Source organism: Flavobacterium gelidicaeli, from assembly GCF_013294005.1.
Taxonomy (GTDB): Bacteria; Bacteroidota; Bacteroidia; order Flavobacteriales; family Flavobacteriaceae; genus Flavobacterium.
In genome coordinates, this window is the sequence record NZ_JABSNK010000003.1 from 163914 (window position 1) to 189698 (window position 25785).

Below are 25785 nucleotides of genomic sequence, written 5' to 3' on the forward strand. Positions count from 1 at the left end.
AATTCTAATTAACCTAAATAACCATCATTTTTATTACTAATACTAAAATCGTACTAATGATATTGTCCTTTTCAGTTAGTTTATCAAATACATCTTTACTAAACATATAGAGTTTAGAGGGTTTTTTAGAAATTCCTACTTTACGCTTGTCTTCTAAAGGTACAATATAGGGTTTACTGATTGCTTTTTTTCTAAAGTTCCTGTTGTCGAGTTCAATATTTAATAAGATTTCAAATGCTGATTGTAACTCATTCAAAGTGAATTTGGTTGGAACCAAATCAAACATAATGGGCTCAGTCATAATTTTGGTTTTCAGATCATCGTAAGCATCGTTGATGATGTTTTGATGATCGAATCCTATTTCGGGTAACGTATTTATGGCAAACCATTTAAAATCGCTATTCTTTTCAAGAATAATATTTTCTAATGGTAGCGTTAAATAATAAATTACAGTAAGATTGCGGGTTTCACCACCTTTACTTCTAATCCATAGTAAATCCTTGTCAGTTTGAACTCTTTTGTGGCTTCCGTATGTTCTAAATTGTTTCTTGTTACCAAATTGTTCACTAGTAATGGTTTTTAAAATATTATCAGCAGATTGTGCTAAATTATTGCTTTTAAAAACATTTTGTCCCGGCAAGATCCAATCGTCTATTACAGGGTAGTTATCATCGAATAAGTTTAGGGTTCTTTTTTTTAATAAAACACTGAGGTTATCTGTGTCTAAACCAAATATAACACATTCCACAGATAAGTTATTTATTTTTCTAAAGTCCATAATTCAAAGTTGCATTAGCAATAAAATAGTACACCTTACAAATATAATTATTTTAAGCTTTTGACTGTTATTCTAACGGTTTTGTTTTAGAAGATTGTACTCGAGTTTTTCTATTATTATTTGTTTTGAAAATTGATTTAAGAAACTGTAAAAACAAAGCAGAACATTTTTCTCATTAAGACCTAGTTACTATTGTACAAATACATTTTCTGAATTCAATTTATTATTTATTGTATTCTAATTACTGACTCAATTCCTTATTTAAAACCATTATATTTCAATTATAATTGTGTATTTTTAAACATTTAAAAAAGCAATCAAAATTAAATTTCTAGTTACGCAATAATATGGCAAAATTCTTTTATCTCAATGCAGAAAATTTAAGTTCATTGCCTGCTAATGTTGCCGTTCCCTCTTATAATCGTGATTTAATTAAAACGAGCATTTTACATATAGGAGTGAGCAATTTTCATCGTTCGCATCAAGCGTATTACATCCATGAATTAATCGATAAATACAAAGAGCTTAATCATGGAATTTGTGGTGTCGATTTATTAGATTCCGACAGAAAAATTTATAATATTCTAAAAGACCAAGACGGTCTTTATACTTTATACACTAAGGAGTCTAATGGTGCGCATAAAGCGAAAGTTATAGGTTCAGTTGTAGAATATTTTTATGGTCCTGAAAATCCATTAGCAGTTATCGAAAAAATGGCTAGCCCTGAAATTAAAATAATATCGCTTACTATTGCTGAGGACGGTTACTTATTAAATGAAATTACTGGTGCTTTTGATATTAATCACCCTGCTGTGAGTGATGATGTTAAAAATCCTTTTAATCCAAAAACTGTTTTTGGCTATCTAACTCAATCTTTTAAATTACGAAAAGCGCGAAACCTACCCGGTTGTACTCTTCTTTCCTGCGACAATATAAAGTCTAACGGCGATACAATGAAACAGTCTTTGTTTGATTACGTGAGTAAAACAGCACCAGAACTCTTAGATTGGATTACTAAAAACACTAGTTTTCCCAATACGATGGTTGACCGAATCACACCTATCACAAATTCGAACGACATTAGTATGCTCAAAGATGATTTTGCTATTAGCGATCAATGGCCAGTGGTTTGCGAGCCTTTTTCACAATGGGTTATTGAAGATAAATTTGTTCACGCAAGACCCAATTTAGAGAAGGTAGGAGTGCAGTTTACTAAAGATATAGGTCCCTACGAAAACTTAAAATTAAGGTTACTTAATGCCAGTCACTCTATTTTAGGAATTTTAGGAACTTTACATGGTTATAAAACGGTTTATGAAGCGGCTAGCGACAACGATTTTATGTTTTTTCTAAAATCTTTTCTTGATGATGAAGTTACGCCAACTCTAACTGATTCAAATAATGAACGCATTACTGAATATAAAAATAGTCTAGTTTCTCGATTTTTGAATCCGCATATTAATGACCAATTGTTTCGTATTTGCCAGGAAAGTTCTGCTAAGATTCCGTTGTTTATATTGCCTACCGTTAAACACCAATTACTAAACGATCAAAATATTAAAAGAGCAGCCTTTGTTATTGCAGCATGGGCGAAGTATAATGATGGCGTTGATGATAACGAAAACAGCTATAATATCTTAGATACCATGAGTGGAACATTGATTAGAACAGCAGCACTTTCGATACAAAACCCAATAAAATTTATTGAAATTAAAGCTATTTTTGGAGATTTGAGTCAAAATGAAACCTTTGCTTCTTCATATATAGAGGCACTTATGCAATTGCGTGCAAACGATGTGAAAAGTTGTATAAAAAAAATGATTTTGAACTAGTAATGGATTTAAAATTTTGGATAAAAAAAAACTTCATAAAATGAATTATGAAGTTTAATCAACAATTATTACAAACAAACATAAATAAACAATTGCTATTTTTAATAGAATTAATAATTAGCTGCGTAATTAATTTGTGAAATTATTTAGTTCAAGTTTTTTAATTTAATTAGAAGCTAAAAAAAATAAGATCAGCATTCTTAATTAGATTTTAAGCATATTGTTCTAGGGATAATTTTTATAGTTTAAAAGAGATGTTTACCCTATCAAATTAAGAATTTCTTTTTCCTCTATTTTTGGATTAGCACCTTCGCGGCTTGCTACTAATGCACCTATTGCACAAGCATGATCTATAGCTTCTTGGGGGTTGCTATTTTTCATTAATTTACTAATAATTGTAGCCAAGAATGAATCTCCAGCGCCTACCGTATCTACTACTTCAACATGGTATCCTGAGTTGTAATAAAAAGTATTATCTATATATAATACAGCACCTTGACTCCCTCTAGTTACACAAATACATTTAGCATTAGTTTTCTCAGCAATAAACAAAATGGTATGATCAAAAGACTGATTTGTAGAACCCAGTAATCCGGCAACTTCGTAGATTTCGTCATCATTAAACTTGATGAAATCTGCTTGTGTCATCAAGTATTCTAAGACTACAGCAGTGTAATAAGGCTGGCGTAAATTGACGTCAAAAATTTTATATTTAGCTACTTTTAATAGTTCGTACAAAGTCTCTTTTGAGGTTATATTTCGTGAAGCCAAACTACCGTAAATAAAAACATCCGAAGCTTTAACTAAGTCTAAAGCCGTTTGTGTAAGTTCAATATAATCCCAAGCTCTAGGTTGCATGATATCATAAGTAGCCGAACCTTTTTCGTCTAAAGTCACTTTTACTTTTCCGGTTTTATATTTGGTGTCAATCTGAATTGCTTTAGTATCAACGTTGCTCTTATTCAAAAAATCAATTAGTTCCTTTCCTTTTTTTCCTTTTCCTACGCGGCTAATTAAAGCGACTTCATTATTCATAGACGCTAATCTAACCGCAACATTAAGAGGTGCTCCCCCAATTTTTTTATGAGTAGGAAATACATCCCATAATATTTCTCCAAAACAAGTCGCTTTTATCATCTTTTTTATTTTAAAAGTTTACTGTTCAATGCTATTAGACATTTTTCTATACCAAAAATAGTAATATCTTGATAAGCTTTAGAATAAGCTTCAGAAAAAACCGCTGATTGGCTTAATTTTCCAAAAACTTCTTCATTTTCAATGAAAATTTTAGGATTGTCTGTAGCTAGTATTGCTTTCGCGAAAAGCGTATCCGACAAAGCGTCTTTGATATTTATTTTTTCGTTTTTTTCATTCACACCTAAGCAATAAATTGCCCATGCAGCAATTATAAAAGCAGCATTAGTAATGGTTCCGTTTAATTTTAGTTGTGCTTGAACGGTTGGTAAAATGAATTTAGGAATCTTAGCAGAAGTTTCAGAACAAATGCGATCAACTTGATCTTTAATATAAATATTACTAAAACGAGCTATTAAAGTTTTTTTGTATTTAGGTAAATCAACACCTTCAAGGTCGTGTAGGGTAGGAGTAACTTCATTATCTAAATAATTAGCTAAAAAAGTGCCAATTTCAGGGTGGCTAATTGCTTCATCAATGGTATTGTAACCCAGTAAACTTCCTAGAATCCCAATAACTGAATGACCAGCATTTAATAAACCCAATTTCATTTTTTCAAAAGGCTCAACATCAGTGACAAACTGTACGCCAACTGACTCTAAATTAGGTCTACCAGCAATAAATTTATCCTCTACAACCCATTGCTGAAAAGATTCGCAAACCACAGGCCATTGATCTTCAATTCCTGAAACATTTTCAAGTTCAGCTATGTCACTTGCTACAGTAGCTGGTGTGATGCGGTCTACCATACTATTAGGGAATGAAACATTAGCTTCAATCCATGGCAATAAATCTGGCTCAACAAACCTTACGTATGCCGAAAGCATTTTTTTAGCAACAGCTCCATTACCTTCAATATTATCGCAAGAAAGTAGTGTCACTGCGCCACTATTATTTTCTTTACGGAGTTTTAATGCTTGGGTTAAGTACCCAAAAATAGTTTTTGGAGTAGTAGCATTTTTACTATCGTGAATAATTTGTGGATTCTCTAAATTAAATTCGCCCGTAGCTTCATTCAGGTTATAGCCTCCTTCTGTTATTGTCAATGTAATAATTTTCACATCAGGATTTGCCATTTTTTGAATTACTGCTTTTGGGCTATCTGGAGCAAATAAATACTCTGTAATAGACCCAATAACGCGCTTTGTTAAAGTTCCGTCAAGTTCTTTTACGACTAAAGTATATAAACCATCTTGGGCTTTTAATGTGTCGTAAATTTTTTGATCAAAAGATAATAAAGCCACGCCACAAATCCCCCAATTAGCATTTGCTTTGTCGTGTAATAATTGGTCTAAGTACATGGCTTGGTGCGCTCTATGAAAGCCTCCAACACCTACGTGTACGATACCTGTTTTGATATTTTCTCGGTTATAATTGGGTACAGCAACCCTATCAGCAAGTTCTTTCAAACTGCTGTTGCTTAATGTAATATGTTTCATGATTTATTGTTTTTTGCCTTCGAATTTTTGAAATAATACTGCTAAAATGATAATACCCCCTTTTACCACTTGTTGTGGGTAGGATGGTACATTTAATAAGTTCAAGATGTTCCCTATTAATCCTAAAATAAGTACTCCCATTAAGGTGTTTATTGCAGTTCCTTTTCCGCCATTTAAACTTGCACCACCAATAACTACAGCAGCAATAGCATCTAACTCCCAAGAAACGCCCATATTAGGAGAACCTAAATTTGTTCTTGAAGCGGTAATAATAGCCGCTACGGCTGCTAATGAACCTGAAATAGCGTATACTAAAAATTTATATTTGTTTACTTTAATTCCTGATAGGCGAGAAGCTTCCTCATTACTTCCCATTGCGATTACCAACCTTCCAAATACATTGTATTTTAACATTACAGAAGTCATTGCAACAATAATGAAAAATACAATAGCAATATTAGGTATACCAATAGTAGATTTATTAGCAAAGTCAGACATGAAGGCTCCACCAGCAGAATCGAATGTGATAGGAGAACCTTTAGAATAAATAAAACCTAATCCTCTAGCGATAGTCATTAAGGCTAATGTGGCTATAAATGGAGCAATTTTTTGATAAGCGACTAGATATCCTGAGATACTCCCGAGTGCAAACCCTAATAGAATAGTCAATACAATTGCGACAGGCAAAAGCACTGAATTGATTAAAAGCGCAAAAGTGACCGCTAATAAAGCCACTAATGAACCAACTGAAAGATCAATTCCTCCGGTAAGGATTACGATTAGCATACCAATGCTAATAACCCCAATACCAGCTACTTGTTTTAGTAAATTAGAAAGATTTGTTTCTGTAAAAAACACATCAGATATTAATGCTGAAAAAATCATTAGCAATACAAAAATGACAATTGTATTGTGTTTTATTAAAAACTTTAGTATTCCACCAGGAGTGCTAAGTTGTTGTTTTATAGTTAAATTCATCTTTTTTATGTTTAATGTTATTTAATATTTTAATTCTTCGCCAATAGAATATCTTAATATATTTTCTTCAGAGAATTTATCTTTAGGTAATTCGCCAAAAATGCTTCCTTTGTGCATTACTAGAATTCGGTCAGCAATTCCCATAATTTCAGGCATATCAGAAGAAATTACAATTACCGCAACTCCTTTTTTTGCTACCTCGTTTATAAGGTTATAAATTTCTACTTTGGCACCAACATCAACTCCTCTTGTAGGTTCATCAATAATTATTAATTTGCTATCAATACTCAACCATTTTGCAAGAGCGACTTTTTGTTGATTACCTCCAGATAAATTTTTAACATCAATCTCAGAACTTGGAGTTTTTATATTTAGTTTATCTATTAAGCCCAGAACATTATTAAACTCCTTTTCATTATTTATAAAACCTAGCTTACTAGAAATAGGTTTAAAACTAGTAATACTAATATTTCGTCTTATAGAAAGTGGCAAAAACACGCCTTCTTCTTTCCTATCTTCGGATACAAATCCTATTTCGTGTTTTACAGCATCAACAGGTGTTTTTGTAGTAATTACTTTTCCGTTTAAAATAAGTGTACCTGATTTCTTTTTATCGGCACCAAAAATTAGTTTTGCCATTTCGGTTCTTCCACTGCCTCCTAAACCAGCTATACCAAGTACTTCTCCCGCTCGTACTGAAAAAGAGACGTCTTTTACGAAGTTATCACTTCCAGTAAGATTTTGAACTTCAAAAATGGGTTCATCACTTATGACTACATTTCGAGTAGGGAATAAATCCTCTAATTCTCTACCAATCATCAATCTAATAACACCATCTTTATCAATATCCTTAGTAGCCATGCTACCCGTATCAACACCGTCTTTAAGCACTGTAATGGTATCTGCAATTTTAAAAATTTCTTCTAAATGATGGGAAATATAAATAATAGACATGCCGTCATTTTTAAGTCGGATCAAATTATCAAATAATTTTTTAGCATCATTAGGATCAAAAACGGTGGTAGGTTCATCAAGAATCAACACTTTAGTATCTTCTGATAAAGCTTTTGCAATTTCGACTACTTGTTTTTGAACAATGCTTAAATCTCTAACTTTGGCTGAAGCATCAATTACAAAACCCAAAGAATCAATTAATTCTTGTGCATCTTTAGTAATTTTTTTCCAGTTCATCCAAAATTTACTTGCACCTAACTTGTGTAAATAAATATTTTCGGCAACAGATAGATCGTTTACTAAAGACAATTCTTGGTAAACAACACTAATACCTAATAATTGACCATAGTGGGTATTTTTAGGATTTATCTCTTTTCCATTAAGCAATACTGTACCACTGTCTTTTTGATGTACGCCGCTAAGAATTTTAACTAATGTTGATTTTCCTGCGCCATTTTCGCCTAATAAAGCATGGATTTCTCCATGCTTCACCTTTAAATCAACACCCTCAAGTACAGAAACAACACCAAAACTCTTGGTTATTCCGGTCATTTCAAGTCGGTATTCACTTTCTGAATTTCCCATTTAATTTAGTTTTATAATATTAAAACAATGCTTTTGGATTGTAATACTGAGCTGCATTTTCTTTAGTAATCAATAATGGCGCTGTGTAAGAAGTTTTAGGAAAATCTCTTTTACCATTAATATATTGAATTGCTGCTTCTACAGCATTTTTTCCAATTTGAACGGGGCTATTCATAGCTGTACAACCGTAAAAATCAGTATCCATAATGTATTTGATAGCTTCTTTTTGACCATCTGCACCAGCTACAATTAAGATATCCTTAGTTTTACCTGCTTGAGCAATTGCTTTGATAGCACCCAATACACACACATCAGATTCTGTAATTACTACATTAACATCCGGATGAGCAACCAATACATCTTCCATGGCTTTTAATCCACCTGCGTAAGTCCATTCTGTGTACATTTGAGTAACTACATTTAGATCAATATATCCTAAAGTTCGTAATTGCTCTTCAGTAATACCTTGTAAAAGTCCTTGTTTACGAGTTGCTCCAACAGGGTTTCCTGCATTTCCACTCAATAAAGCAATTTTCATTTTTTTAGAACCAAACTTTTTAGCAACCCATTCTCCAGCTAATTGTCCGTTAGCCAAGTTATTTGATTGAATAGTTGTCACAAAATCAGCCGATGGATCAATAGAGCTATCGATAATGAATACTGGAATATTAGCCGCTTTAGCTACTTTAGTTACAGCCACTAAAGCCATAGGATCTTTTGGGTTTAACAATAAAGCATCAACACCTTTAGTGATCAAATCTTCAACAGCAGCAATTTGTTTGTTGATATCACCTTGACCATCAGCAGATAAAAACTCCATTCCGTTAACTTCCGTATTTTCTTTAATACTTGTTAAAAGTGCTTGGTAGTAAGGAGCATCAAGTGAAGGTGTACAATACCCTATTTTTAATCCTTTTAAATCTTTAGCACTTTCAGTTTTAGTTATTCCTTCACTAGTTGTTTTGTCTGTAGCTTTTGCATCATTACTTTTGTCAATACAGCCAGTCATACTTACGGCTATTGCCATTACTAAAAATGGTTTAACTGATTTCTTTAAAAAATTTCTCATGGTTATTTGTTTTTTAATCGTTAATAAATTTAAAATATAAATGCTATTAAAATATTCTTAAGTCAACTTGTAAAACTGCTTTTTGTTTTTCAGGATTCCACATTGCAGTAACTTCAACAGGCAATTCAAAATTTGCTGCCTTTATTTTTCGGCCATAAACAGCACCTACGTTAATGATATTCCCTTTACCTTCAGTATAAAATGTTTTGTCAGTGATAAAAGACCAAGCACCACCAGCAAATAAGCTTAAACTATTGTTATCTTGTTCCCATACTTTACTTTTTACCTCAAAATAATGGGTATAGGAATCTTTTAACGATCCATCAGTTTGCACTTCGTAATCTCCTGATCTACCAGCTAATATTGTTGCTAAATACAATGAAGTTTTTTTAGTTACTTGATATCCAAAGTTTAAATCTACAAAATTATATCCTTGTTTTTTATCGTAACTCCAGTAATGCAATTTATCACCTCTTTCCTCAACACCAGTATAATTGTTGTGAGAGACTGCTTCAACAAAGAATTTGTCTGTAATATGATAGGATGTATAGATTGATAATTCTTTATAACTCGCATTTACTTGTTCACCATTATAATTTGTTGTTGTAGTTGCCGAAAAACCAGCGCCACCCCAAAGTCCAAAAGTGAATTTCTTATTTCTAGAATTGTATTCTAAATTAGTGGCTAGCATAGGTGCGGGCGTAACTACAAATCCATGCCATGTATGCATGTTCTTTAAATGCAAACCTATATTGAATGCTTTGTAATCATCCTCAACAATAGTTGCTTGTTGTGTGTCCTCTTTTTTTTCTTGTGCTTGTATTGCACTATGCGACAGTAGAAAACCAACAGTTAATAGTTTGAAAATTAATTTGCCATTAGGTTTAAAATGGCTCGCTACATATGTAGCGCTTTTTGATTTCAGGATTAATAATTTCATGATCAATATTTTTTGGTTCGGTTTATTTTATAAAACGTATTATTTACGTTTTATAAAAACAAATGTATATTATTTTTTAATATAATAAATACCAAAAGGGAATAAAAAAAATGATTATTTTATTTTAAAGCCTTATTTGTTAAATTATTAATACTAAATCATGTATATTTTTACATATTTATATTACGTTTATTTAACGCTTTATTGAATTATATTAAAAATAATTACTAGAATGTTGCTTTAAATTACAAATAGTTCAAAACGACACTATTTACTCAGATAAGACAAAAAACAACAACTACATCGTTTTTTTAGTAAGTTAAAATTGATAAAATTTACTTTTGAATTGCAATTTTCGTTTAGAAACCTTTTAAAAATTGCAAATTTTCGCTTGAGGTTCTTTGTTAGGTTAATTAGTAACAGTTTTAGTTTTTTTAATATTAGCGCATTGTTCATCATAAAATAATGATTTTCAATATCTAATGAATTTTCACTGCCTATTATGGCTAATCAAGTAACAATAATAAGAAGATTATGGTTTGATTTAAAGCGGTAAATGCTTTTGTAATTTAGCAACGTTGGATTTTAATCAGAATATTCAGTTATAAATTATATATTTGAAATGTGCTTGAGTATACAGGGATTATTGTTTAAGCAATAGATCACTTTATAACTCTTAGTCTTATACGTTTGATACTTATATAATGATTAGAAAATATTCCAAAAAAGACAAATTAGAAGTAATTAAATTGTTACAGCAAAATACTCCTGATTACTTTGATCCAGCAGAGGTAAGTGACTTAGAAAATTATTTAGAAAAGGAAGTAGAAGATTATTTTGTTTATGAAGAAAACGAAAAAATAATAGGAGCGGGCGGAATCAACTATTTTCCACAAGATAGAATTGCCCGAATTTCGTGGGACTTAATAGCTCCAGAAGCACAAGGAATGGGAATAGGAAAAAAACTAACGCATTTCCGATTCAGCCATTTGAATAATAACCCAAATGTGGAATTGATTGTAGTAAGAACCACACAGCTTGTTTATGGATTTTATGAAAAAATGGGATTTAATTTAATAAAAGTCGAAAAAGATTTTTGGGCAAAAGGTTTTGATCTTTACCTAATGCAAATGAAGAATAGAATGCACTCATAAACAAACTACAAACAAATAAAATCAACCAAAAACCGAATATAACAAATGCAAAACAAACATACTGGATGGCAAAGAATGTTACTAATAATTATTCCCTACTTTATGATAGTAGGAATTTTTCAATATATTGGGGCCATAATTGCTGGATTTAATATTGATGAATTCAATTATGATAAAACATCTTTTCAAAAAGTAATTGTGTCGCTCTTTAGTTGTATGGGAACTCTATTAGTTATTGCGCTTTTTATGCAATATCTTGATAAAGATAAGTTCATAAAGTTAGGTTTTCAAATAAAAAACAAGCTTAAGGACATCAAATTAGGGCTTTTAGTTGGCTTTGCCATAATGTCTTTTGGGTTTTTAATATTAAAGTTTAGCGGCCAAATTACTTTTATTAGAGTCAATTTCGATCTAAAAGAAATCCTATTTTCTATTTTACTATTCACATTTGTAGCAATAACCGAAGAAACATTATTAAGAGGTTACATCTTAAAGAACCTAATGACCTCCTTCAATAAATACCTCGCATTATTAGTTTCGTCAGTTGTATTCTCTTTAATGCATGCCTTTAATCCTAACATTGATTTATTTGCATTAGTAAATATTTTCTTGGCAGGAATACTCCTTGGATTGTCTTATATTCATACTAAAAATTTATGGTTTCCTATTTCGTTACACCTGAGTTGGAATCTATTTCAAAGCTGGTATGGTTTTAAAGTAAGCGGTTTAACCATGTATTCATTAGTCGAATTTTCCCTAAATGATAAAAACAGAATCAACGGCGGCGATTTTGGGTTTGAAGGTTCTATTTTAGCAGTTGTTTTCCAATTTATAGCAATAATAGGAATTGAAATATATTTTAGAAAAAGAAATGTACCAAAAACAGTAGCTATAGTTTAAAGAACAATTCATGAAAATAGTAATCTTCAGTTTTATTTTACTTTTTAGCGCATCCCATTCTTATTTTTCCCAAGAAAAAGTGGCAGCTGGAACAGAACAGCATAGTATTTCAAAAGTAAAATACAAAAAACATATCCTAGAGATCGATACACTGTGGGTTTCACAAAATGATACTACAGTTTTTAAACAAGAAGTAATCTTCATTCACCGTCCTTGTTCTAAACCTCAACTAGTAAAACAATATCAGTTGCTTAATCCCATTGAAGGCGCATATTATTTTATTTACAATGATGAAAAACAGCTAATAAAAGCTGGAAAATATACTATAGAACAGCGTTACGAAGGGCAACAAAATAAACAAGGTAATTTTTACGATTCAAAAAATTACAACTATAAAAACAACGGAAAGTTAGCATTCATACATTATCAAGAAGAGGGGAGGAATTTAAAAACAGAATACTTTGACAGTAAAAAACGATTAAAAAGTATAAGATACCTTAATAAAAAATCTGGAGAAATTTCAAAAATCGAAAACTACAAAAAAGGATTACTCCAAGAAACACGAACCTACACTGGCTTTAATCAATACACTACAGTCAAAGAAAAGGATTGATTGATGTGTGGTATAATCAGTGTTATAATTTAGATACCTTAAAATCGCCTTTATAAAATATACTATGACAATTTTTTTGAGAAATTATTCTATTTTTTTAATCTTCCTAAGCTTCTTTGGATGTTCAACTTCAAAGCAACTGACTAATTATTATACTGAAGATAAAGCCGTTAATTTATTTGCCTTTGTCGGAAAAAAAATCGCTGTCAAAGCATTTGATCCAAATGCAGCACAAATAGTAGAAAAAAATTACGATTCAATAACTGGAGAAACATTAATCAAAAAGTCTTACATTATGGATCATGCATACCGATGTAAATATGTAATAATTAAAAATGTCTTCAATAACCCTAAATTAGATACTATTGATTTTGTAGCGTATGATCATTATGGAAGCCCTAGTTTTGCAGAATTTGAAACGGTCTTACTTTATGTTTCCAAAAGTGCAAAAGGAAACGATTATTTTCAGCAAAAGTATCAGTTTGATTACTTAGAAAAAAATAGTGACGGTATATTTTATGGATATTCCAATACTAGAAAAGTTAGTAAAAAGCGAATCTTATTTAAAAAAAATAGGATGGCAAGTATCGAAGAGCTTTTTAAGAATAAAAAAGAAGAAGTTTTTCAATCACTGTTTGTGAACTAATTCAATCGTTGAGAATATTTAAACTTGGAATCGTAAATTAACAGAATCCCTAAAATGAAATAATGAGTAAACTGTATTTAGATAAAAAAAAGGATTAGTAGGATTAATTAAAGCTATACCATAAAAAAAGCCTGACAAAAATAGTATCTGTCAGGCTTTTTTTTAATAATGCTGTAAATTACGCAGTAATTTCAACAACTTCAAGATCAAAAATAAGATCCTTACCAGCTAATGGGTGATTTCCATCAAGAACCACAGATTCAGGCTTAACCTCAACCACTAATAAGTTCATTTCTTGTCCTTCTGGAGTTTTAGAAACTAATCCCATTCCAACTTCTGGAGTCATTTCTTGAGGCAATTCGCTTCTTGGTACTTCGATAATCAAATCTTCACGAGGATCTCCGTAAGCATCATCTTTTGCAATGTTTATCGTTTTTTTCTCATTTAATTTCATATCAATTAGGCCCTTTTCAAAACCAGGAATCAAACGTCCTTCTCCTAATGTAAAAGCTAATGGCTCTTTACCTTCAGATGTATCAAATACTTGTCCGTCTGCCAATTTTCCTGTGTAATGTACTTTAACCGTGTTGTTCTCTTTAACTTGAGTCATAACTTTTTTTAATTTTAAAATCTTTAATTTTTGTAAAAAGATTATTATTTAAACTTAATTATCTTGTTTAGCACTAAAACTAAGCCAAAAACCCCTTTTTTAAAAGAAATATTCAAAAAACAGTCAAAACTTAATGATTCTTTTACATTTTGGGGTTTTTTAGCTTTCTAAGCTAAAATTATTACAAATAGAAGAGTTGACTTTACATAATCGGAAATTATGTCAGTAAGAGTAATTTTAGATACTGTTTTAATTAAAAATATATTTTGGAAGAAATCAAATAAACTACTTAAGTACTTGTGAAACCTATCTTTTCTAAAATCAATCAAAACTTATTTTCATAGCAATAGTAAATTTCGAATAATAGTAAACCTTTTAAAAATACATATATTTACTTTCATCTTACACGTTTAGGGGTTTATTGTCATGATATTTTTGTGTCTAAATAAGTAAAACAACTTTTAAAAGTAAAAATAAACACACCAAACATAGTAAAAACGGCTATAATGACTTATTTAATTTTAGACATACAAAGAAAGATTTTTATTAACTAAAATTCTTTCAAATGATGAAATGATATTCATCTTAGAAATTGCAAATTGATCAACGTTTAACTAGTTCTTTTGGTTTTATATAGAGATTCACAACCTTTTAATTTAAGTTAAATAAATCCTAATTGATCTAGGTCAATGATATTGCTTATAGACTACAGTAAATTTGTAATAATTAACAATGAATCAAACTAGACATGAATAAGCAACAGCTATTAACATCATATAATAAGAACCTTACCTTAAGCAATAGAGTAGTCATGGCGCCTATGACACGTAGTAGAGCAAACAATGAAGGTCATGTACCTACAGATGAATTGCAAGGACTATATTATGAGCAACGTGCATCTGCAGGTTTAATAATTAGCGAAGGTTCTCAAGTATCGACTGCGGCTGTAGGGTATATCAATACGCCTGGTATTTATACTGATGAGCAAGTGGAAGGTTGGAAAAAAGTGACCAAAAGAGTGCATGATAAAGACGGAAAAATTTATATTCAGTTATGGCATGTAGGACGTATGTCTCATCCTGATTTTCATAATGGAGCTTTGCCATTATCATCTTCGGCAATAAACCCACATTCTAAGGCATTTACTCCAGAGGGTTTCAAAGATACCGTTACACCCAAAGCAATGACGATTGAAGATATTAAAACTACCGTAAATGATTTTAGAAATGCTGCTGCAAATGCAGTAAAAGCTGGTTTTGATGGAGTAGAAATTCATTCTTCTAATGGGTATTTATTTCACCAATTTTTTAATGGTACCTCAAACATAAGAACAGATGAATATGGAGGAAGTATTGAAAACAGATGTCGTTTCTTTTTTGAAGTTCTAGATGCTATTAAAGAAGTGATGCCACAAGAAAATATTGGAGCGCGTTTTAATCCATCATTAGACGGTATGTTTGGGATGACTATGGATGAAGAAACAATTCCAACATTTGAGTACATCATCAAAAAATTAAATGATTACAACTTAGCTTACGTACATTTATCAGAGCCTTTTACTGATGTTTCTAAAATACCATTTGCAGTAAAAGAAATTGCTAAACATTTCCGTCCTTTATACAACGGAACACTAATGATTAATTCAAATTTTGATCAAGAAAAAGGAAATAAAGTAATCGAAGAAGGAAATGCTGATTTAGTAGCTTACGGTAAATTATACATTTCAAACCCTGATTTAGTAGAACGTTTTGAAAACAACTTAGAATTAGCTGCTTGGGATCAAGATACATTTTATACCGCTGGAGCTAAAGGCTTCACGGATTATCCAACCGCTTCAAATTAAAAGACTTTAAATAAGTTCTTACAACAAAGTATTAAATATAAATTTAAATAAATAAAATGGCTACAACTACAGTAAAAGCTTATGGTGCAACGACACCAACAGAGGAATTAAAACCTTTAAATATAGAAAGAAGAGCAGTGGGTAAAGATGATGTCAAAATAGATATTACTTACTGTGGAGTTTGCCATAGTGATATCCATACTGTTAGAAACGAATGGCACGGATCAACATATCCAGTAGTTCCAGGACACGAAATTGTAGGTCGTGTTGTAGAAGTTGGTGATGGAGTTAGTAGCTATAAAGTAGGAGATTTAGTTGGAGTAGGTTGTTTAGTTGACTCTTGTCAAACATGTTCTTCTTGTCAGAAAGACTTAGAGCAATTTTGTGAGGAAGGAGCAACATTTACTTATAACAGTCCTGACAAACATATTGAAGGTAAAGAAACTTACGGAGGATACTCGACTTCAGTAGTTGTTGATGAAAAATTTGTTTTGCGCATACCTGAAAATCTAGACGAAGCTGCAGCTGCACCACTTTTATGTGCTGGAGTAACAACTTGGTCTCCATTAAGTCACTGGAAAGTAAAAGCAGGAGATAAAGTAGGTATTGTAGGTCTAGGAGGTTTAGGTCATATGGGAGTTAAATTTGCTCATGCTTTAGGTGCGCATGTAGTAATGATTACTACATCTCCAGAAAAAGGAAAAGATGCGAAACGTTTAGGAGCTCACGAAGTTTTAGTATCTAAAGATGCTGAAGAAATGAAAAAACACCAAAACAGCTTCGACTTCATCTTGAATACCATTCCTGTAGGTCATGAGATGGATCCTTATATAGGTTTACTTAAAATTGACGCAACAATGGTTTTAGTTGGAGCAGTAGAGCCATTAAAACCATTCAATGGAGGAAATCTTATTATGGGACGTAAGCGTATCGCTGGTTCATTAATTGGTGGTATAAAAGAAACACAAGAAATGTTAGATTTCTGTGGAAAACATAATATTACGAGTGATATTGAATTAATCAACATTCAAGACATTAATAAAGCTTATGATCGTGTTACAAGTAATGATGTAAAATACCGATTTGTAATTGATATGAAATCACTTAAATAATATATAATTTTATTTAACGATAGTAAAACAGCATCTAAAGTAAATTTAGATGCTGTTTTTTTTATTTAGACCAATTTGCTAAGCTATTATATTTTTTATGTGTTACTACTAAAAATTAGGAATTAATTATCATTGCCGATGCTTTTATTCGCTGGTGATTTTTTAAATTTATCAGATATAAAAATAAACCAAAATGGAACACTCAATCATAATAAATCCGGCAACGGGAGAAGAAATAGCAAAATACAAAAGACTAACAACAGCAGAAGCAAAAGATAAAATAGCAGTTTCTAACACCGCTTACACAAATTGGAAACTGAAAACCTATGAGGAGCGTGCAGTTTTAATGCACAAGTTAGCAGCTATTCTTGACGAGAATAAAGAAGAATACGCGCAACTCGCCACGCGAGAAATGGGAAAAGTAATTGGTCAGTCGCGTAAAGAAATTGAAAAATGTGCTTTGATATGCAGGTATTATGCTGATAAAACTAAAGAATTATTAGCTGATAAAATGGTAAAAACAGAAGCGACTAAAAGTTACGTTACTTTTCAACCTATTGGAGTAATCTTAGCAGTAATGCCGTGGAATTTTCCTTTTTATCAAGTCATTCGGTTTGCTGTTCCTGCATTGATGGCAGGAAATACAGGCGTTTTAAAACATGCTTCTAATGTGCAAGGTTGTGCCTTAGCGCTAGAGGAAGCCTTTATTAAAGCAGGTTTTCCAGTTGGGGCTTTTAGCAATTTAAATGTAGACTCAAAACACGTTAAGGATATTATTGAAGATAAAAATATTATTGCTGTAACTTTAACAGGAAGTGATCCTGCAGGTCGTTCTGTGGCTTCAATTGCGGGGCAGAATTTAAAGAAAACTGTAATGGAATTGGGTGGAAGCGATGCGTATATTGTTCTTGATGACGCTAACTTAGATCGAGCTACTGATCTAGCCACTTTAGGGCGTTTGCAAAACAACGGACAAACTTGTATTGCAGCCAAGCGTTTTGTGGTTCTAGATGCAATTTATGACGAATTCTTAGCTTTGTATTCTCAAAAAATGAAAGCGGCAATAATGGGCGAGCCCACTGATGAAGCATCTTATTATGGTCCAATGGCACGTGCAGATTTGCGTGATGAATTGCACGAGCAAGTTTTAAAAACGGTAGCGCAAGGCGGTAAATTAGTACTAGGAGGTGAGATTCCAAATAGAAAAGGTGCTTATTATCCAGCCACTATCTTAGCCGATTTAAAACCAGGAATGGAAGGTTTTGATAATGAATTGTTTGGTCCTGTGGCTTCTGTGATTCGTGCTAAAGATGATGCTGATGCTGTTGCATTGGCCAATAATTCCCAATATGGTTTGGGCTCTGGAGTTTTAACAACAAATAATGAACGTGGTGAAAAAATTGCTTTGCAACTCGAAGCTGGAAGTAGTTTTGTAAATAAACTAGTAGTTTCTGATCCTCGTTTGCCGTTTGGTGGAGTAAAAAATAGCGGTTACGGTAGAGAGTTAGCTGCCTACGGAATCCAGGAATTTGTGAATACTAAAACCATTTGGATAGATTAATTTGTTTTTAAAAGTGTTGCTCAAAGCTGTATTCATAAATTTAAAAAAAGCAAGTGGGAATACTGAAAATAAAATAATTTATTGGGCGTGACATAAACCGCCACTATCGTTCTGGTTAATGTCGGGCTATACGTTGCAATCTTTTTATTTTTAAAGAAAAAATAAAAAGGATTTACACTACTATCCCTCACGCAACTACTTGGATTTAAAAGAGCTGTATTGCTTTAGTTAAAGTTGATTTTTAATATTTTAAAGTATGTAGTTTTAGTAAATAAAACAAGAAAGCCTTAGTGTTTAACTAAGGCTTTCTTGTTTTTGTAACTATTATTATTTATTCGTCTTCGTCGTCGTTTTCAAACAATTCAGGGTCTAATTCTTCATTTTTAGAAGGCAATTCAAAGAAACTGAATATGGAACCGCCATAACTTTTCTTGAACGAAAAATGAATCATGTGGTCTAGCTTGGTGTATTTAGAATGCTCGATTACCATCATTCCGTCTTCATTTAAAGTGTTTTTTTCGAAAATCAACAAAACAATTCTCTCAAAAGTAGCTTGATCTAAAGCGTAAGGAGGATCGGCAAAAACAATATCAAACGAAGCTTTATTTTTTTCTAAAAACTTAAAAACGTCACTCTTAGTGGCTGCAATATTAAAGTCATATTCACTCGCTGTTTGCTTGATGAATTTCACACAACCAAAATCACCATCTACAGCAGTTATAGGTGAACTTCCTCTAGAAGCAAACTCATAACTAATGTTTCCTGTTCCAGCAAATAAGTCGAGAATTTTTAATCCTTCAAAATTAAAGTGATTATTTATAACATTAAATAATGCCTCTTTAGACATGTCTGTCGTAGGACGTACCGGCAATCCCTTTGGTGGAGAAATGCGCCTTCCTTTGTATTTTCCTGAAATGATTCTCATGAGTTGAAAAGTATATAATTTTTCCTGTTTTCGGCCTCCGAAAAATAATTATTCCATCGCAATGCTTCTACATCAACTAGATTGACATTACGAATGTATTTGTATGCTATTTTATAAAATTCACTCTCTTCATTAATGTCTCCCATTAATTCAAGCGGAAAATTTTCGGGATTTAGATTCAGTTGTTCTGCGGTGAATAAAATATAGTAAATAAAGTCTTCAACGGTTTGGTATTCAAAAGAGTTGAAGAGTAGTAATTTTTGATTTTGGATGACAGTAATTTCAAAATGGTTTTTATTGAAATGCACATACATGGTCTTACTGTCATTGTTTTTAGAACGGTCTAAAAGTTTAGATACTAAAATGCTATTAGCATGTTTATAATCGAAAGCACCAAATTTATCAATGAAAAAATTATTCATATTCACGTACGGAATGTAAACGGCATTGATTTGATAATTGCTGATTTCGTCAAAAGAGAAAAAATCACTTTCAAAAACTTTAGTATTGTACTGCATGTAACTCGCAATGTATTGCTCATCAAACAAGGCAGCCGGAACAAATGTTGACAGGTTGTTGCTGTGAATAATTAATACATCATCATACTGGTCATTTAATTGAGGATACTCGCGAAAAGCACTTGCAAACAAGTCCTCAATTTTTATGCCTTTATCGATGGTGTCAAATTGTACTTCGTGAAAAGAACTAACGGTACCATTGAGTGTATCAAAACAACAAAAAGAAAGTCCAGACAGAGAAACCTGAATGGATAGTTTTTTATATTTCTTTTCGGTGATATTAATAGAAGTTGTTGACATAAATTAGTTTGTAATCCGTTTTTATGGGTAATGCTACTGGGATTAAATGAGATGACAAACTTACAATTTTTTTTTATTTTTACAGCGTTATCATTCGTTCAATTGGACAGAAAAGGAAGTGTTTTTTATAGCATACTTCGTTTTATTTAAAGCTTGTTTTTAATTGATAAATGTATCTTTGTACTGTAAATTAATCACTATGCAAATCAATTTGAATCCAGAATGGCAGTCTTTTTTATCAGATGAAATTAGCAAACCTTATTTTAGCAACTTACTACAAGAAGTTGATAAAGAATATGCTAGCGGGACTTGTTTTCCTCCAAAGGAGTTGATTTTTGCTGCATTTAATCAATGCAAACCTGATAATGTAAAAGTGGTAATTATAGGGCAGGACCCGTATCATGGAGAGGGAGAGGCAAACGGACTCAGCTTTTCTGTGAATGATGGTGTACGCATTCCGCCATCGTTACGCAATATTAATAGAGAGTTGTGTGAGGATTTAGAAAGTATTTTTATGCCCACATCAGGAAATTTAGAAGCTTGGGCGCAGCAAGGCGTTTTGTTACTTAATGCAGGTTTAACAGTAAGGAAAGACAGTGCAAACAGTCACAAACACTTGAAATGGAGCTTGTTTACAGATGCTGTTATCCAGAAACTATCAGATGAAAAAGAGGGAATTGTATTTTTACTCTGGGGTGCTTTTGCACATAAAAAAGGAAGTAAAATTGACCGTAGCAAGCATATAGTTTTAGAATCAGGTCATCCATCACCCATGAGTGCAAATCAAGGTAAGTGGTTTGGGAACAAACATTTTAGCCAAACCAATACCTATTTAAAAAGTACAGGAAAGCAAGCAATAAAGTGGATGTAAAAAACTCATAATAAGTGCAGTGTTTTGCGTGAGGGTTAGGAGTAAGCTACCGAAGTAGCGCGTATGACCCGACAGCGCAAAAAAAAGGAGCTAATTAACGCAATAGTAATTAGCTCCTTTTATTTGTGGTGGCACGCCCAAAAGAGAGACGTACTAGTTTTTTATGATTTCTTCTAGAGTAGCTTTGTTTTCTCCGTTGCTGATTTTTAAGGTGATAGGAATATTTTTCATTGTTTTTCCCTCAATAACATACACTTTAGCTTTTCTGAACTCAGTGTTGCTTTTGTCAAAATCTACATCGCCGTATTGTAATGTATTTTTAATGTCAATGGTATCTATCCAAGGTTCTGCAAGCACCTGAGATGCTTTTTCAGAATAATTAAAAGGTTTGTTTCTAATGTCATTTAAGACGCGCGCGTTAGGAAAATAGTTGCAACGGGTATCCTTACCAGTGAATACAAGAGCAACAAAAAAAAGACCTATAACTAATCCCACTAAATAGTAGGCAAAACGATGTGCAAACTTCATGAATTATTTTTTTGGCAAAGGTAAACGAAAGATTCTTTAAAATACAATTAAATTGATGTCGTTATTGGGTAAATCAAACCAATCGCCAATCGCCTTATTGGTCAGGATTCCGTGGTATAAATAGACGCCGTGTTTCAAGCCTTTGTCACAACGTATGGCGCTCTCTATACCGCCATCTTCGGCAATTTTCATAATAAACGGACTGATGATATTGCTGATCGAAAGGGAGGCCGTTTTAGAATATCGTGACGGGATATTAGGTACGCAGTAATGCACTACGTTACTTTTTATAAATGTAGGTTTCTCGTGTGTTGTCACTTCTGAAGTTTCAAAACAACCTCCTGTATCAATACTTACATCAACAATTACTGCTCCGCGTTTCATGTGTTCTACCATGGTCTCAGTAACAATAACAGGACAACGATCTACACCGCGCATACCGCCAATAGCTACATCACAACGACGCAAGGCTTTTAATAAGGCCTTAGATTGTATGGTTGACGTAAAAATCCTTTGGTTTAAACTGTTTTGTAAACGGCGTAGTTTGGTAATTGAATTATCAAATACTTTTACTGTTGCTCCCAGCCCAAGGGCTGTTTTTGCAGCAAACTCACCTACTGTTCCAGCGCCTAGAATAACTACATCAGTAGGAGGGACGCCGGTAATATTACCAAATAGCAATCCTTTTCCAAATTCGTTTGTAATCATTAATTCGGCTGCAATAAGTACCGATGCCGTTCCTGCAATTTCACTTGAGGAGCGCACTACTGGGTAAGAACCATCTTGATCCTTAATATATTCAAAGGCTAGCGCAGTGATTTTTTTCTTGCTTAGTGCTTCAAAATAGCTTTTGTTTTTTGTTTTTAGTTGGATTGAAGAGATTAAAATCGTTTGATTGTTCATCATTTCAATCTCGGCTAGTGTAGGAGTTCCTACTTTTAAAATCATAGGACAGCCAAATACTTTTTTAGTATCATTAGTTACTTCTGCGCCAGCGTCACTATATTCTTTATCAGTATAACTAGAATTGAGTCCAGCGCCTGCTTCAATCATTACCCTATGACCATGATAAGTCAAGGAATTTACAGCATCAGGAGTTAGGCAAATGCGGCGCTCTTGGTAACTAGTTTCATTAGGAATTCCAATAAAAAGTTCGCTTTTGTGACGTGCTACTTCAAGCTTTTCTTCCTGAGGTAATAACTGTTCTTTTGTAAAGGGGGATAATGATATTGACATTTTGGCTACTAATTTTAGAGTAAAAATACGTAAAAAGTTTAAAAAACCGACTTTAGCTAGTACAAATCAATAAAGAAACTACTTTAAGAGTAATTCCATTTTGATATCTGCGCGTTCATAATCAGTGGTTTCTAGTGTTACCTCTATAAAACCGTGCTTTTTATACAAATGCAGGGCGGGAGTGAGTTTCCTATTCGAGTATAAAATTAGCTTTTTTAAATGCTGTTCCTGAGCAACTTGAATGCTGTGTTGTACTAATTTATTACCTATACCTAAACCTTGAACGCCATCAGTAACGGCCATTTTGCTCAATTCATATTCGGTTTCATTGATTTTTAATAAAGAGACCGTACCTACAATTTGGTTGTTGTACTGCGCGTAAAATATGTGTCCGCCTTGATCAATAATCTCTTCTTGTGGGTTAGAAAGCATTAACACATCCTTAGGCTCTACTTCAAAATAACGTTCAAGCCACTCTAAATTTAAGGTTTTGATGTGCTCTCTTAAGTTGGTAGTAAACGGAATTATAACTACAGTATGATCTGGATTCATAGTGATGAATTAGCTTAAATGTAACAATCGTTTTCCGTCAGGCAAAACCTCAATTTTAATGACGCTGTGTTCCTCTGGTATTAAACTAGCCACATTCTCAGCCCATTCTATAAAACACCAATTACCCGAATAAAAATAATCATCGGCACCCATGTCTAATGCTTCATGCTCATTTTTTAATCTATAAAAATCAAAATGGTAAACCGTTTGATTAGTAGTGGTTTGGTATTCGTTAACTAAAGAAAAGGTTGGGCTGCTAGTAGCCTCCGTTACTCCAAGTGTTTTAGACAATTGTTTGATAAAAGTAGTTTTTCCAGCACCCATTTCTCCATGAAATAAAATCACTTTATGTGGGTTCTCTGCAACTACAATTTCGGCCACTGAGGCAATGTCTTCTAATGAAAATATAAATTCCATTTGCTAAATATTAATTTTAAATTGTCAACCGTACCGCATTTAACTATCTTAAATTTGCAAATCGATAGCAATGTTTTTACAACGCAAATTTATGGATAACTTTTGCTAATTAAACACAAAGATTAAGATAGAAACTGTTTTTAATGTATGCCTAAAACCAGTACACTATAATTCAATCTATTTCATTTAAATCGAGCGCAGTAGAAATTCAATATTTTTCACGACTGCACTCGAACTATAAATAGACTGTTTTATGAAACGTATTGGTATTACTTTGGGTTAAACACCAAGCAAGGTATAATCATCTCCTCTAGGGAAATTCCGCCATGTTGGTACGTGTTTTTATAATAACTCACATAATGATTGTAGTTGTTGACATACGCCAAGAACAAATCATTTTTAGCAAAAATATAAGAACTACTCATATTAATAGAAGGCAAACCTATTTTTTTAGGATCTTTTACCGCATATACATCTTTGTACTCGTAGGTCAAGCTACGTCCTGTTTTATAACGCAGGTTCAAACTTGTGTTTTTGTCCCCTACAACCTTGGATGGATTTTTAACATTGATGGTTCCGTGGTCTGTGGTTAGGACCATTTTAAAACCTAGTTTTTGCGCTTGCTGAATAATCTCTAACAAAGGCGAATTTTTAAACCAACTCAAAGTAAGAGAGCGGTACGCTTTATCATCAGAGGCCAATTCTTTCACTACATCCATTTCGGTTTTAGCATGGGACAACATATCAACAAAATTGTATACAATAGTCACAAGATCATTGTCTTTAAGGCCTTTAAAATTCTCTACTAGTTTTTTCCCTGAGGAAAGATTAGTGATTTTAAAATAATCCTCTTTAATGTTCAAGCCCAAGCGTTTTAATTGCGCTGTAAGAAACTCAGCTTCATACAAGTTTTTCCCACCTTCCTCAGGATCATTTTTCCAGTACTGCGGAAACTGTTTTTCCATTTCTACCGGTAACAATCCAGAGAAAATAGCATTACGCGCATATTGTGTTGCTGTAGGTAAAATAGCGTAATAAGGCACCTCTTTTTCTAATTTGTAATAATCAGCTACAACACTCTCAAAAGTTTTCCATTGATCATAGCGTAAATTATCAATTACTATAAAAAGTACCGGTTTGTCTTTCTTTACAATTTCAGGAACCACTAATTCTCTAAACAATTCATGAGATTGGATGGGTTTATCAGCCTTTGGTAAAAACCAATCCTCATAATTGCGCTCAATAAATTTTCCAAACATTGAGTTGGCTTCCGCCTTTTGAGATTCTAGAATCTCAATCATGCCTTGATCGTTAATGTCCTCCAGTTGCAGCTCCCAGAAAATTAGTTTTTTATACAATTCTACCCAATCTTCATAGGTATTGACCATCGCCATTTCCATGGTGATTTTTCTGAATTCTTTTTGGTAATCTAAGGTCGTTTTTTGCGAAATTAAGCGTGAGTGATCCAAGTTTTTCTTCAAACTCAATAAAATCTGGTTGGGATTCACCGGTTTAATCAAGTAATCAGCAATTTTAGAACCTATTGCTTCTTCCATGATGTACTCTTCCTCACTTTTAGTGATCATAATCATGGGAATAGCACTCTTTTTTTCCTTCATTTCTGATAGGGTTTCTAGTCCACTCATTCCCGGCATGTTCTCGTCTAGAAAAACAACATCAAAATTCTCTTTTTCAAAAATATCAATAGCGTCGCGACCGTTATTACAAGTAGTTACAGCGTAGTTTTTTTTCTCCAGAAACAGTATGTGGGGCTTTAGATAATCAATCTCATCATCAACCCATAATATTTTTATTTTGTCCATATATCTAGTCTAAAATTTAGTATCAATGTGCCAAATTACATTTTTTTAAGGCGCTTGGATATTAATATTATTATAAAATTTAATAGTATAACACAGTCTAGGGCATATTATTTCCCTTGGCAGCACATAAGTTGTAATTATTTTTTGGCGTGCCCTTAGAAACCCCGATAATTATTGGATCATGTCGGGCAGTTCACTACAAGTCCGCGCCCCGAAAAAAAGCGGTGCTATGGGCTTTTTGTTGTCGTCCCTCACGCGCGACTCGATTTATAAAGATGAGAATGAAATATTCAAACTTTTTCACAATTAAATTCTCTAATTACGGGAAACCGTAAAACAACCACAATTCTTTATTTTACATTTGGCTATCAAAAAATAAAAACAAATCATTAACATAATAAATCCTA

The 25785-nt window shown here is 32.6% G+C and carries 24 protein-coding genes; 9 read left to right on the forward strand and 15 right to left on the reverse strand.

Annotated features, from left to right (window positions below; all coding sequences use genetic code 11):
• Positions 1-13: 13 nt before the first annotated feature.
• A complete protein-coding gene (locus HNP99_RS05500; protein ID WP_371810442.1) occupies positions 14-748 on the reverse strand; it encodes an NUDIX hydrolase in 735 nt (244 codons plus the stop codon).
• A gap of 377 nt (positions 749-1125) precedes the next feature.
• On the opposite strand from HNP99_RS05500, the gene HNP99_RS05505 reads away from it, so the two are divergent.
• A complete protein-coding gene (locus tag HNP99_RS05505; RefSeq protein ID WP_173852125.1) occupies positions 1126-2610 on the forward strand; it encodes a mannitol dehydrogenase family protein in 1485 nt (494 codons plus the stop codon).
• Between the two features lie 258 nt (positions 2611-2868).
• Here HNP99_RS05505 and HNP99_RS05510 read toward each other — a convergent pair whose 3' ends face one another.
• Genes HNP99_RS05510 through HNP99_RS05535 form a run of 6 tightly spaced genes read right to left on the reverse strand, consistent with a single transcriptional unit; the run spans position 2869 to position 9769 of the window.
• Positions 2869-3747, reverse strand: coding sequence for a carbohydrate kinase family protein (locus HNP99_RS05510; RefSeq protein WP_173852127.1), 879 nt, complete (start codon positions 3745-3747; stop codon positions 2869-2871).
• A gap of 5 nt (positions 3748-3752) precedes the next feature.
• Positions 3753-5243 carry a mannitol dehydrogenase family protein gene (locus HNP99_RS05515; protein WP_173852129.1) on the reverse strand — a complete coding sequence of 497 codons (1491 nt, stop codon included), beginning with the start codon at positions 5241-5243 and terminating at the stop codon, positions 3753-3755.
• A gap of 3 nt (positions 5244-5246) precedes the next feature.
• Positions 5247-6221 (reverse strand): ABC transporter permease, encoded by a 975-nt coding sequence (locus HNP99_RS05520; protein WP_173852131.1) that lies wholly within the window; start codon positions 6219-6221, stop codon positions 5247-5249.
• A gap of 21 nt (positions 6222-6242) precedes the next feature.
• Positions 6243-7760, reverse strand: coding sequence for a sugar ABC transporter ATP-binding protein (locus tag HNP99_RS05525; protein ID WP_173852133.1), 1518 nt, complete (start codon positions 7758-7760; stop codon positions 6243-6245).
• Between the two features lie 19 nt (positions 7761-7779).
• Entirely contained in the window at positions 7780-8829 is a 1050-nt protein-coding gene (locus HNP99_RS05530) for a substrate-binding domain-containing protein (RefSeq protein WP_173852135.1), read from the reverse strand.
• A 46-nt stretch (positions 8830-8875) separates the two neighbouring features.
• A complete protein-coding gene (locus HNP99_RS05535) occupies positions 8876-9769 on the reverse strand; it encodes a hypothetical protein (protein WP_173852137.1) in 894 nt (297 codons plus the stop codon).
• Positions 9770-10473: 704 nt separating this feature from the next.
• Between HNP99_RS05535 and HNP99_RS05540 the strand changes: the two genes are divergently transcribed.
• The 4 genes from HNP99_RS05540 to HNP99_RS05555 all read left to right on the forward strand — a co-directional run bounded on the left by HNP99_RS05540 (position 10474) and on the right by HNP99_RS05555 (position 13082).
• The gene (locus HNP99_RS05540) at positions 10474-10923 is read left to right on the forward strand and encodes a GNAT family N-acetyltransferase (RefSeq protein ID WP_173852139.1); all 450 of its coding nucleotides are present in this window, start codon (positions 10474-10476) and stop codon (positions 10921-10923) included.
• A 45-nt stretch (positions 10924-10968) separates the two neighbouring features.
• Positions 10969-11823, forward strand: coding sequence for a CPBP family intramembrane glutamic endopeptidase (locus tag HNP99_RS05545; protein ID WP_173852141.1), 855 nt, complete (start codon positions 10969-10971; stop codon positions 11821-11823).
• 10 nt (positions 11824-11833) lie between these two features.
• Entirely contained in the window at positions 11834-12436 is a 603-nt protein-coding gene (locus tag HNP99_RS05550) for a hypothetical protein (RefSeq protein WP_173852142.1), read from the forward strand.
• Positions 12437-12500: 64 nt separating this feature from the next.
• Positions 12501-13082, forward strand: coding sequence for a hypothetical protein (locus HNP99_RS05555; RefSeq protein WP_173852144.1), 582 nt, complete (start codon positions 12501-12503; stop codon positions 13080-13082).
• 178 nt (positions 13083-13260) lie between these two features.
• Here HNP99_RS05555 and HNP99_RS05560 read toward each other — a convergent pair whose 3' ends face one another.
• Positions 13261-13692 (reverse strand): FKBP-type peptidyl-prolyl cis-trans isomerase, encoded by a 432-nt coding sequence (locus tag HNP99_RS05560; RefSeq protein ID WP_173852146.1) that lies wholly within the window; start codon positions 13690-13692, stop codon positions 13261-13263.
• 748 nt (positions 13693-14440) lie between these two features.
• Between HNP99_RS05560 and HNP99_RS05565 the strand changes: the two genes are divergently transcribed.
• The 3 genes from HNP99_RS05565 (at position 14441) to HNP99_RS05575 (ending at position 18208) form a co-directional block, all read left to right on the forward strand.
• Positions 14441-15535: an alkene reductase gene (locus tag HNP99_RS05565; protein WP_173852148.1), complete on the forward strand. Its 1095-nt coding sequence runs from the start codon at positions 14441-14443 to the stop codon at positions 15533-15535.
• 56 nt (positions 15536-15591) lie between these two features.
• The gene (locus HNP99_RS05570) at positions 15592-16647 is read left to right on the forward strand and encodes an NAD(P)-dependent alcohol dehydrogenase (protein WP_173852150.1); all 1056 of its coding nucleotides are present in this window, start codon (positions 15592-15594) and stop codon (positions 16645-16647) included.
• A 193-nt stretch (positions 16648-16840) separates the two neighbouring features.
• Positions 16841-18208: an NAD-dependent succinate-semialdehyde dehydrogenase gene (locus HNP99_RS05575; RefSeq protein WP_173852152.1), complete on the forward strand. Its 1368-nt coding sequence runs from the start codon at positions 16841-16843 to the stop codon at positions 18206-18208.
• Positions 18209-18539: 331 nt separating this feature from the next.
• On the opposite strand, the gene HNP99_RS05580 is transcribed toward HNP99_RS05575, so the two are convergent.
• Together HNP99_RS05580 and HNP99_RS05585 are read right to left on the reverse strand one after the other, a co-directional pair.
• Positions 18540-19133: an RsmD family RNA methyltransferase gene (locus HNP99_RS05580; protein ID WP_173852154.1), complete on the reverse strand. Its 594-nt coding sequence runs from the start codon at positions 19131-19133 to the stop codon at positions 18540-18542.
• Positions 19130-19951, reverse strand: coding sequence for a DUF3822 family protein (locus HNP99_RS05585; protein ID WP_173852157.1), 822 nt, complete (start codon positions 19949-19951; stop codon positions 19130-19132). Before HNP99_RS05585 ends, HNP99_RS05580 begins: the two co-directional genes overlap by 4 nt.
• Positions 19952-20150: 199 nt before the next feature.
• On the opposite strand from HNP99_RS05585, the gene ung reads away from it, so the two are divergent.
• On the forward strand, positions 20151-20822 hold the full coding sequence (gene ung, locus HNP99_RS05590; RefSeq protein ID WP_173852159.1) for a uracil-DNA glycosylase: 672 nt from the start codon (positions 20151-20153) through the stop codon (positions 20820-20822).
• Positions 20823-20975: 153 nt separating this feature from the next.
• On the opposite strand, the gene HNP99_RS05595 is transcribed toward ung, so the two are convergent.
• The 5 genes from HNP99_RS05595 to porX all read right to left on the reverse strand — a co-directional run bounded on the left by HNP99_RS05595 (position 20976) and on the right by porX (position 25378).
• Complete coding sequence (locus tag HNP99_RS05595) at positions 20976-21350, reverse strand: DUF4258 domain-containing protein (protein WP_173852161.1); 375 nt, start codon at positions 21348-21350, stop codon at positions 20976-20978.
• A 36-nt stretch (positions 21351-21386) separates the two neighbouring features.
• Complete coding sequence (locus HNP99_RS05600) at positions 21387-22586, reverse strand: alanine dehydrogenase (protein ID WP_173852163.1); 1200 nt, start codon at positions 22584-22586, stop codon at positions 21387-21389.
• 78 nt (positions 22587-22664) lie between these two features.
• Complete coding sequence (locus HNP99_RS05605; RefSeq protein ID WP_173852165.1) at positions 22665-23138, reverse strand: GNAT family N-acetyltransferase; 474 nt, start codon at positions 23136-23138, stop codon at positions 22665-22667.
• A gap of 9 nt (positions 23139-23147) precedes the next feature.
• Positions 23148-23555, reverse strand: a complete 408-nt coding sequence (gene tsaE / locus HNP99_RS05610) for a tRNA (adenosine(37)-N6)-threonylcarbamoyltransferase complex ATPase subunit type 1 TsaE (protein WP_173852167.1) — start codon at positions 23553-23555, stop codon at positions 23148-23150.
• Between the two features lie 269 nt (positions 23556-23824).
• Positions 23825-25378: a T9SS response regulator signal transducer PorX gene (porX, locus tag HNP99_RS05615; RefSeq protein ID WP_173852169.1), complete on the reverse strand. Its 1554-nt coding sequence runs from the start codon at positions 25376-25378 to the stop codon at positions 23825-23827.
• Positions 25379-25785 lie beyond the last annotated feature (407 nt).